This is a genomic window from Polaromonas sp., from assembly GCF_030680935.1.
GTDB lineage: Bacteria > Pseudomonadota > Gammaproteobacteria > Burkholderiales > Burkholderiaceae_C > Polaromonas.
Genome location: NZ_JAUXUP010000082.1, coordinates 1 through 9638, shown reverse-complemented (window position 1 = coordinate 9638; position 9638 = coordinate 1). Strand labels below are relative to the sequence as shown.

The following is a 9638-nucleotide window of genomic DNA, read 5'->3' as shown; positions in this document are numbered from 1 at the left end:
CCTGCCCACCAACCAGGTGGGCATAAACCATGGGCAGGCCGGTCGCCAGCACGCGCTGGCGCATCATCTGCTCGCGCTCACCGCCCTTGCCGACGTGGAAGGGCGAAGCATTGATGACGGCCAGCAGTTCGGCGCCGGCCTCTTTGGCCAGCCGCGCCGGCTCCTCGAACCAGGCGTATTCGCAAATCAGCAGGCCGATGCGCACCGCGTCGGCGCCCTCGCCGGCCTCGAACACACACACACCCTGACCCGGCGTGAAATAACGCCGTTCGTCGAACACCTGGTAGTTGGGCAGTTCACGCTTGGCATAGCTCGCGACCACCACCCCCTCGCGCAACACGCGGGCGGCGTTGTGGCGCTGCTGCACCTCGACGCTTTTGGTGCGCAGCCCCTTGCCGCTGTCCCCGTGGGAGGGCGTGCCCACCACCAGCGTCAGGCCCTTTAACCCGGCCAGCTCCCGGGCGATGAGATTCACGGCATCATCACAGGCTTCGATGAAAGAGCGGCGCAAAAACAGGTCTTCGGCGGCGTAACCGCAAATCGCCATCTCGGGCGTCAGCAGCAGCCGCACGCCATCGGTATAAGCGCGGCGGGCGGCATCAATGATTTTTTGCGCGTTGCCCGGCATGTCGCCCACGCAGTAGTTCAATTGGGCAACGCAGATTTTGAGAGTCATGAAAAAGAAAAAGGGCGGTAGGTGCTTTGGCTGAAAACGATTATGTCATTCGCGTCCTCGACTCGCCGGGGCAGGTAGATGCCGGCGAATGGAACGCCCTGCTCGCCCTGCAAGACCCGGCCAGCGGGCTCAACCCCTTCATGCGCCATGAATACCTCAGCGCCATGTCTGAAAGCGGCAGCGCCACGCCAGCCACCGGCTGGACCGTGCGCTTCTTCACCCTGTCGCACGGTAACGATCTGATGGCCGCCTGCGCGCTTTACCTGAAAGACCACTCTTACGGCGAATACGTCTTCGACCACGCCTGGGCCAACGCCTACCACCAGCATGGCCTGGCGTATTACCCCAAAGCATTGGTGGCACCGCCCTTCACGCCTGTGCCCGGCCCAAGGCTGCTGGCGCGTGATGCCGCATCGCGCACCTTGCTGGTCAAAGTGCTGGTGGCCTGGTGCAGCGAAGAGAAGCTGTCCTCCCTGCACCTGCTGTTTGCCAGCGACGCGGATGTGGCGGCCTGCGAAGAAGCCGGGCTGATGTTGCGGCACAACGTACAGTTTCACTGGACAGGCCCGCCCGGGGGCTACCGCGACTTCGACGCCTTCCTGATGTCGCTGAGCCAGGACAAACGCAAGAAAATCCGCCAGGAGCGACGCAAAGTCAGGGAAGCCGGCGTGCGCTTTCGCTGGTCGCTGGGCAAAGACATCAGTCCCGGCGACTGGGACTTTTTCTACAGCTGTTATGAACGGACCTATTACGAACACGGCAACGCGCCCTACCTGAGCCGCGACTTCTTTCAGCGCATGCAAGACAGCATGCCAGAGAACTGGCTGCTGTTTGTGGGGGAGCGCGACGGCACTCCAATTGCTACAAGTTTGATAGCTGTTTGCGCAGGCGGCATAAGGGCTACGGGCCAATTTGACTCAGCAAATTCAGCCAAGGTGGCCTACGGCCGTTACTGGGGCGCCACCGAACGCGTGGACTGCCTGCACTTCGAGGCCTGCTACTACCAGCCGCTGCAATGGTGCATGGAGCACGGCTACCAGCGTTTTGAAGGCGGCGCCCAGGGCGAACACAAAATGGCGCGGGCGCTGCTGCCCGTCAAGACCACCAGCGCCCACTGGCTGGCTCACCCGGCCTTTGCGGACGCGGTCGAACGTTTTCTGGCGCGCGAGGGTGAAGGCATTGAAGGTTATATGGAAGCGCTGGAGCGGCGCAACCCCTTCCGCCAGTCCGGCGAAGACCAACAGGCTTTGCTGGCGATCACTCCTGAATAGATAGCGCGCCAAGTCCACACGGCAAGGGCTGGCGCCAGATTTTGCTTATGAATCGGCTTGTTTTAAGCTGTCTGCTTTACCGGGCAATTTTCTCCATGTTTGATCCGACCGCCGCCCTCTCCGAGGCCACGCCGCCAGCCGACGCACCAGCACCGCTGGGCAAACCCCACGCACGCCGTCTGCGCGAGGTGTACCGCTCAGCCGGCTGGCCTTGCCAGGACCTGATTGAAATCGAACTGCTGGCTGGCGGCATGCTGCAGCGCGTGGCCGGGCCAACCGGCCATGAAACCCTGCGCGTCACGGATGCGGGTGTCAGCTACCTGGCTGCGACCCTGGTGCGCAACCGCTCCGCCCTGTCTGCGCACGAGGCGCTGGTAGAGCGCGTGGCCTGCGAGATGGTGCGCGCCGGCCGCATCACCTGGCGCGGGCTTGGGCTGCGCGCGCAATTGCCGGCGCTGCAGGAAGGCGGCCCGCTGCGCTGGTCCATCGCCCGGCCCGACGTATTCTCGATCCGCAACACCTCCGTGGCCGCCTACGTGCACCCCATCGTGCACGAGATCAAGGTGCGCCGGTCCGACTTGCTCGGCGACCTGCGCCGGCCAGACAAACGCGCCGCCTACCTGGACCTGGGCGGCGAGTGCTGGTATGTGCTGGGCTGTGATGCCAAAGGACGCTGCATCGCCGACCCCAATGAAGTGCCGGCGCCATGCGGCGTGATGGTGGTGGAGAAAAATCGTCTGGTGGTAGCGCGTGCCGCGCCCCGGCATACGCGGCAGGACCTGCCTTTTGGTGTGTGGCTGGCGCTGGCCAAGGCAACGCCGATGGCCGGCCTGCGGGACGATGAGCGGGGCCTGCTCGGCGACGTTGAAGCAGCCGATTGACCGCACGCGGTCGGACTTGGGCGCCGGGCCGCACGCAGTCCTTGTCGATAAGTCACAAAGAAAACCCTGCCGGCACAGTGGGGGCAGCCACACACGCGCAAAAACGGCATAAACTGAATAAGCATGGCCATCTGCCCAGGATGTCCAGGACCGCAACGAAGCCGGCAGTCTTGTAAGGGCACGAGCCGACCCACCTCCTCTCATCGGTTCATGCCGGGACGCATAGAAAAAAATGAGGCCACCATGACCGATCTCACCCCACCACAATGGCAAGCGCTTCTGGAAGCAGGGGTCAAGGAGCCCCAGCCGCTGCATCTGGCGGACCTCAGCGTGCCTTTTGTGTATGAACGGACGGTCGGGGTGCTCCACTGCGCTGCCGGCAAACACCGGCTGGCCATGTCCATCCTGCTGGCCTTTGCGCACAACTGCGACAGCGGAATTGAGGTCGGCGAACGCCTGGGTCTGGACTTTCCGGACGAGACCGCAGACCGCTGGCTGGAAATCACCCCCGGAGCGGCCTTCATGAGTTCCGTCGGCCGCAAAGTCCAAGCCGGCAAGCGAGCCAACCTGACACTGATTGAAAAGCGCTGGCTGGGAGACATCCAGTACCTTTTCGACGAGTGACGGCGCATATGACACCGCCGCCGGCGTCACCCAGCAGCGGGCCCCACGCTGAACCGGACCACAGCGCCGCCGTCGGGCAGTGACTCGCCCCACACCCGCCCACCGTGGCGTGCCACGATACTGCGCACCGCGGCCATCGTGATGCCGCCATCCGACAAGTCGCGGACGCCCTGCGCAACGCCAAAGCTATTGAGCACCCTTTCGGCCAGCGCCGGGTTCAGCCCCACGCCGTTGTTCCGCACGAAATAAACCGGGCCGCCATCGGTCAACAGATCAGCTCCGACGGTGACCTTGGCATCCGGGTTACGCACCGTGAGTCCATAAACACTGTCTATCAGGTGCGACATCAACTGGGTCAACAGCTTGGCATCGCCCTGAAGCATCATGGCTGGCTGGACCGACACCCGCATCACCCTGTCGGGCTCGCGCGCTGCGCGGGCTGCAAGCACTTCGTAGGTGATTACGGAAAGGTCCAGCGGCTGGATATTCAGCGGCACGCGCCGTACATCGGCAAGCTCCAGCAGGGCAGCGATCATCTCACCCATGCGGCCGGCACTGCTGGATATCTTGTCCAGGTATCTTTTTTGTTTGTCATCCAGAGGCTGGGTGGTGCTCTTCTTGAGGAGGCTCGCGAAACCGTCAATCGCCACCAAAGGAGATGTCAGGTCGTGCGCCATCACATGGGAAAGGCGCTCGAGGTCAAGGTATGCCTCCTCGAGTTCGGCAGTACGCTCGCGCACCCGGTGGTCCAGCCTGGCGCTCAATTCGCGCAGTTCATCTTCTCCCTGCCTCTTGGCCGTGATGTCCCGTATGAAGGTGCTGCTCATCTGACGGCCCCGGCTGTCCGTGTAAGTGGATGAAGACAGCTCAGCCAGAAAAGTCGATCCATCGCTGCGCCGCAGGATCAGTTCGCCCCGGGCGGCACCGGCCTTGGCGCGCTCCTCCAGAAAACCTGCCAGCCGGGGGTCGCTGGTCACATCCGAGCGTCCAATCTGCCCCAGGTCCTTGAGTGCGATGCCGAACAGCTCGGAAGCCGCCGGGTTGGCCGCCTGAAAGGAACCGTCGGCATTGGCGATCAGGTAGGCATCGGGGGCATTTTCGAACAGCAGCCGGTACTTTTCTTCGCTCTCTGCCAGCTCGGCACGTGCAATGTCCCGTTGCCGATAAGGCCTCTCCAGGAATTCGATAAAAATGGCCCGGAAAACGAAGAGATAGGCTTGCACCTTCATCACATGACCCAGGCTCAAGTACTGGCTTCGGAAGTCCGAATACAAGGTGAAACACAGCTCCGACAGGGCCATCAAACAGGCGGCGGCAAAAAGCGTAACCAGCGGGTAGGGCTGCGGCTCGCGCAGGCGCAGGTAAAAACCGGCGGCCGCCGCAAGATTGAGAAAAATAACAAGGTACTCCACCGCAATCTTGGTCGCTGTCAGCCCTGAACCGGGGACAAAAAACAGGGTCACGACGGCCGGCTCGACAATCCCGTACACCGAGACCGCCAGTGCAAACCCCAGGCTCAGGCCGAACACCCAGCGGCGCTCGTGCACGCCTATGCTGCGATTCCATGGCTGGAGGGCAATCGCCACCAGGACGCCCGCCACCAGCAGGCGTGCTGCGAGAAAAAACGAGATCGTCTGGCCGTCCTTGGCCGCGAGGAAAAGCGAGGGCATGCCGTCGTAGGACAGCAGGTGGACAAAATCAAGAATGGCCACAGCAAGGAAGACACTGCAGAGCAGCGCGACATTGCTGCGCCCCCCCCCGAGAAAAGGTGAACCAGCCGGCGGAGAACACCAGTATCGACACAACGATGGACGCCGTCTCGAACAGGGTGTGCAAATTTGTGTTTACCGCAGCAGGCAGCTCAAAATGCATCGAGGGGACGAGCACAAACGCGAGAATCAGGGCGGCGTTGAGCAGCAATACGACCAACACCAGCATCAATGGCCGTCTGTATTGAACGATGGGAATCATCACGAATCAACCTCCACGCATCTGCGCTTCTTTGTATTATTTTTTTTCAGTTTAAGGCTTAGGGCGCGCTGCACTTCCCGGCAAACCCTAGTGCCGCTTCAACGCGCACTCGGTTATGGTGCATGCCGGAGACACGCATGAAATCATTAACCGGCCTCGACGCCACATTCCTGTACCTCGAAACCCCAGAAATGCCCATGCACGTGGGCTCGCTCAATCTGTGTGAGCTGCCACCCGGCTTCAAGGGCAGTTTCCACAAGGCTGTGCAAAAGCACATTGCCAGCCGCATGCACCTGGCGCCGGTGTTCAGCCGCAAGCTGGTCTTCATGCCTTTTGATCTGGGCCATCCGCTGTGGGTAGAGGCGGAAGCTGTGGATGTTGACTTTCACATCCGGCGTGTGCCCTGCTCGGCGCAAAAACCCATGAGCCTGGCACAGGCGCACACCATGGTGGCCAGGCTGCACAGCGAGCTGATTGACCGTGCGCATCCGCTGTGGGAGTTTTATGTGTTTGACGCGATCAAGCTGCCCACAGGCGAGCGCGTGGGCGGCTTTTTCTCCAAGATTCACCACGCGGCGCTGGACGGCAAAGGCGGCGTCATGCTGGCCAACGCCATGCTGGACGTGGGCCCAGTGCCGCGTGAGGTGCCGCCACCCGACCCGGCGCGCCGCGGCAAGACAGAGGCTGACCTGAAAATCGGCAAGATGATTGGTTCGGTGTTTTCCAACTCGCTGGCACAGGTGGCCAAGCTGGCCAAGTCCCTGCCGTCGGCGGCCAGCACCCTGGGCGGCACACTGGCCAAACAGTCGCTGCAAGGCGGCAGTGGTCGGCCCAAAATGCCGATGAAGCTGGCCCCAAAAACCCCGTTCAACACCGCCGTCACGCAAGACCGGGTGTTTGTGGCGGCCACGGTGCCACTGGCCCAATGCAAGGCCATGGGCAAGGCCGTAGGCGGCAGCTTCAACGATGTGGCGCTGTGGCTCTGTTCCACCGCGCTGCGCAGCTACCTGGCCGATCACGGCGGTGTGCCCACCAAGTCCATGGTGGCAGCCATGCCCGTCTCTTTGCGCGAGTCTGGCGCCAGTGACGCCGCCAATCTGGGCAACCAGGTCAGCATGAGCCTGGTGGAGCTGGGCACGCACATCGCCCATCCGCTCAAACGCATGAATACCATCATGGCCTCCACGGCCAAGGTAAAAACCTCGATGCAAAGCCTCAAGGGCCTGCTGCCGACAGACTATCCCTCTTTGCTGGCACCCTGGCTGGTGGGCGGCGCGGCGAAAGCGGCACTCAACGCCTATGGCAAAAGCGGGCTGGCCAGCCGCCTGCCCATGGTGGCCAATCTGGCCATCTCCAATGTGCCGGGCACGCCCGTGCCTTTGTACCTGGCCGGCGCAAAAATCCTGACTTTTCACCCGCTGTCCATCGTGCTGCACGGGCTGGCGCTGAACATCACCATCCAGACCTACGCTGGCCAGGTTGACTTCGGCATCGTCGCGGGCAAAAAAGCCTTGCCGCAAGCGCAGTCGCTGGCGCGCGCCATTGAAGATGCGTTCAGACAGGCGCAGGCCTTGCTGGGTCCCAGCACCGTGCCCGCCGCCCCGGTAAAAACCCCTAAGCCGGCTGTCACGCAAGAGACGCCTCTAGGGAAGTCTCCCTCTGTCAAACGGGCCACCAGTCCCAAGATAGGCCCTGTCAAGAACAAAGCCAAAACATCCAATGCTTCCAACCATGGCACCACCCGCACCCCGGCAGTCAGCAAAAGTACAAAGTCAAAAACAGGACCTGCACGACGGGCCAGCGCCTAACGTCTGGCTGCTGGCGCTTGAATTTCGCGCCTTCTGGGAATTTGGTGCGTTGCTGCCGGCCTGGCCCGTGCTGGCCAGGGCACCCAGGGGCGACACACACAGCGTGGTGGTTTTCCCCGGCCTGTCGGCCAGCGACGGCTCCACCATGCCGCTGCGCCGTTACCTCGACTCTTTGGGCTACCAGACCAGCGGCTGGGAGCAGGGTTTTAATTTTGGCCCTCGGGCCGGTGTGCTGGAAGCGGCACGTGCCCAGGTCACACGTTCTTTTGCCGACAGCGGGCGCAAAGTCAGCCTGATCGGCTGGAGCCTGGGCGGCGTGTACGCGCGCGAACTGGCCAAGGAGCTGCCGCACATGGTGCGCAGCGTGATCACCCTGGGCACGCCGTTTGGCGGCTCCCACCGCTCCACCAACGCCTGGCGCATTTACGAGCTGGCCAGCGGCCGCAAGGTGCAGCTGGAGTCCGAAAATTACGACCTGCCCGCAGCACCCCCCGTCCCCACCACCAGCATTTATTCGCGCAGCGATGGCATTGTGGCGTGGCAGGGCAGCGTGCAAAAGTCCGCGCCACACAACCCGCAAACCGAAAACATCGAGGTGATTGCCAGCCACGTCGGCCTGGGTCTGAACCCCAGCGCCTGGTGGGCGGTGGCGGACAGGCTGGCGCAGGCCGATGGCGGCTGGCAGGCCTTCGAGCGCAAGGGCACGTTTTTTCACGGGCTGATTTATCCGGACCCGGCACGCGCGGCCTGACACCTGGCACCACATGCAAAGAAGCGCCTGCAGCTCCCGCTGACGGCGCTTCTTTTTTGATAGCTGCTTACGCCCACCGAATAAGGGCCAGCAGGCTAAAACGCTTGAAGATCAAGCCGCTTCAGGGTGTTCTTTCTTGTAGTTGGCAATGCCGTCCGTGATTTCCTTGCGAGCTGCGTCCGGGCCTTCCCAGCCTTCGATCTTGACCCACTTGCCTTCTTCCAGGTCTTTGTAGTGCTCGAAGAAATGCGCAATCGTTTTCAGGCGCAGCGGGTTCATGTCTTCCGGTTTTTGCCAGTGGGTGTAGAGCGAACATTTTTTGTCGATGGGCACCGCCAGCACCTTGCCGTCTTCGCCAGCTTCGTCGGTCATCTTCAAAATGCCGATCACGCGGCAGGTCACCACCACGCCAGGGATCAGCGGCACCGGCGTGATCACCAGCACATCCACCGGGTCGCCGTCGCCGCTCAGGGTCTTGGGCACATAACCGTAATTGGTCGGGTAATGCATGGACGTGCTCATGAAGCGGTCCACAAAAATCGCGCCGGACTCCTTGTCCACTTCGTATTTCACCGGGTCGGCATTCATCGGGATTTCGATGATCACATTGAACGAGTCGGGGGCGTTTTTGCCGGGGGTAACTTTATCGAGGGACATGGTCGCTTTGTATTGAGATATATAAAAGGAATAAAAGAAAGAACTTGCGCGTGATCAGTATTTACCCTCATTTTACCGATTCAAGCCTGACACCCCGCCAAGTTGTCACGTTTTGGCGTTAAATTTCCGGGGTTGGCCAATTGTCCCGGTTTGAGGGGGGATGAGGAAGCAACGCAAGGCGGTGCGCCTTTGTGTTGCACCGAAATCCTTACGTCATCAATTTAGGAGAACAACATGGTTGGCAACTCAGCGCTGATACTCGCGCTAGTTTGCGGGTTCATTGCCGTCGGATACGGTTTTTGGGCACGCAGCTGGATTCTTTCCCAGGACGCAGGCAATGCACGCATGCAGGAGATCGCAGCCGCGATTCAAACCGGCGCCGCTGCCTACCTGGCACGTCAATACAAAACCATTGCCATCGTCGGCGTTGTGCTGGCCCTTCTGATTGGCATTTTTCTGGATGTGCCCAGCGCCATCGGTTTTGTCGTCGGCGCGGTGTTGTCCGGCGCCTGCGGCTTCATTGGCATGAATGTTTCGGTACGCGCCAATGTTCGCACCGCGCAAGCCGCCACCAAGGGTATTGGCCCCGCACTGGACATCGCCTTCCGCGGCGGCGCCATCACCGGCATGCTGGTTGTAGGCTTGGGCCTGTTGGGTGTCACCGCTTTCTACTGGTTCCTGGTCGGCAATGGCAACTACACGCCCGCCTCGAACCTCGCCGCCCTGCTCAATCCGCTGATCGGTTTTGCCTTCGGTGCCTCCCTGATCTCCATATTCGCGCGACTGGGTGGCGGCATTTTCACCAAGGGCGCTGACGTCGGCGCCGACCTGGTGGGCAAGGTCGAAGCCGGCATTCCGGAAGACGACCCGCGCAACCCGGCCGTGATTGCCGACAACGTGGGTGACAACGTCGGTGACTGTGCCGGCATGGCTGCCGACCTGTTTGAAACCTATGCCGTCACACTGATTGCCACCATGGTGCTGGGCGCCCTGCTGGTG

10 protein-coding genes are annotated in these 9638 nt (G+C 61.8%); 6 read left to right on the top strand and 4 right to left on the bottom strand.

Annotated features, from left to right (window positions below; all coding sequences use genetic code 11):
- Positions 1–676, bottom strand: a 676-nt coding sequence (locus Q8L50_RS18905) for a nitrilase-related carbon-nitrogen hydrolase (protein ID WP_305350185.1), incomplete at its 3' end; no start/stop codon positions are given.
- Positions 677–702: 26 nt separating this feature from the next.
- Here Q8L50_RS18905 and Q8L50_RS18900 point away from each other — a divergent pair.
- The 3 genes from Q8L50_RS18900 to Q8L50_RS18890 all read left to right on the top strand — a co-directional run bounded on the left by Q8L50_RS18900 (position 703) and on the right by Q8L50_RS18890 (position 3452).
- Complete coding sequence (locus tag Q8L50_RS18900; protein WP_305350184.1) at positions 703–1947, top strand: GNAT family N-acetyltransferase; 1245 nt, start codon at positions 703–705, stop codon at positions 1945–1947.
- 95 nt (positions 1948–2042) lie between these two features.
- Positions 2043–2828 (top strand): hypothetical protein, encoded by a 786-nt coding sequence (locus tag Q8L50_RS18895; protein WP_305350183.1) that lies wholly within the window; start codon positions 2043–2045, stop codon positions 2826–2828.
- A 243-nt stretch (positions 2829–3071) separates the two neighbouring features.
- Entirely contained in the window at positions 3072–3452 is a 381-nt protein-coding gene (locus Q8L50_RS18890; RefSeq protein ID WP_305350182.1) for a hypothetical protein, read from the top strand.
- 26 nt (positions 3453–3478) lie between these two features.
- Here Q8L50_RS18890 and Q8L50_RS18885 read toward each other — a convergent pair whose 3' ends face one another.
- Both Q8L50_RS18885 and Q8L50_RS18880 read right to left on the bottom strand, forming a co-directional pair.
- Positions 3479–5164, bottom strand: coding sequence for an MASE3 domain-containing protein (locus tag Q8L50_RS18885; RefSeq protein WP_305350181.1), 1686 nt, complete (start codon positions 5162–5164; stop codon positions 3479–3481).
- A complete protein-coding gene (locus Q8L50_RS18880; protein ID WP_305350180.1) occupies positions 5151–5426 on the bottom strand; it encodes a hypothetical protein in 276 nt (91 codons plus the stop codon). Before Q8L50_RS18880 ends, Q8L50_RS18885 begins: the two co-directional genes overlap by 14 nt.
- Positions 5427–5560: 134 nt before the next feature.
- On the opposite strand from Q8L50_RS18880, the gene Q8L50_RS18875 reads away from it, so the two are divergent.
- Both Q8L50_RS18875 and Q8L50_RS18870 read left to right on the top strand, forming a co-directional pair.
- Positions 5561–7231 carry a wax ester/triacylglycerol synthase family O-acyltransferase gene (locus tag Q8L50_RS18875; protein ID WP_305350179.1) on the top strand — a complete coding sequence of 557 codons (1671 nt, stop codon included), beginning with the start codon at positions 5561–5563 and terminating at the stop codon, positions 7229–7231.
- Positions 7155–7982: an alpha/beta hydrolase gene (locus Q8L50_RS18870; RefSeq protein WP_305350178.1), complete on the top strand. Its 828-nt coding sequence runs from the start codon at positions 7155–7157 to the stop codon at positions 7980–7982. The genes Q8L50_RS18875 and Q8L50_RS18870 overlap by 77 nt, the downstream gene beginning before the upstream one ends.
- Before the next feature lie 111 nt (positions 7983–8093).
- On the opposite strand, the gene ppa is transcribed toward Q8L50_RS18870, so the two are convergent.
- Positions 8094–8639, bottom strand: a complete 546-nt coding sequence (gene ppa / locus Q8L50_RS18865; protein WP_305350177.1) for an inorganic diphosphatase — start codon at positions 8637–8639, stop codon at positions 8094–8096.
- A 234-nt stretch (positions 8640–8873) separates the two neighbouring features.
- Between ppa and Q8L50_RS18860 the strand changes: the two genes are divergently transcribed.
- The coding region (locus Q8L50_RS18860; protein ID WP_305350176.1) for a sodium/proton-translocating pyrophosphatase at positions 8874–9638 on the top strand (765 nt) is incomplete at its 3' end.

Coding starts and splice junctions, on each gene's coding strand:
- Q8L50_RS18895 (WP_305350183.1), top strand. CDS start 2,043: ATGTTTGATCCGACCGCCGCCCTCTCCGAGGCCACGCCGCCAGCCGAC.
- Q8L50_RS18890 (WP_305350182.1), top strand. CDS start 3,072: ATGACCGATCTCACCCCACCACAATGGCAAGCGCTTCTGGAAGCAGGG.
- Q8L50_RS18875 (WP_305350179.1), top strand. CDS start 5,561: ATGAAATCATTAACCGGCCTCGACGCCACATTCCTGTACCTCGAAACC.
- Q8L50_RS18870 (WP_305350178.1), top strand. CDS start 7,155: ATGGCACCACCCGCACCCCGGCAGTCAGCAAAAGTACAAAGTCAAAAA.
- ppa (WP_305350177.1), bottom strand. CDS start 8,639: ATGTCCCTCGATAAAGTTACCCCCGGCAAAAACGCCCCCGACTCGTTC.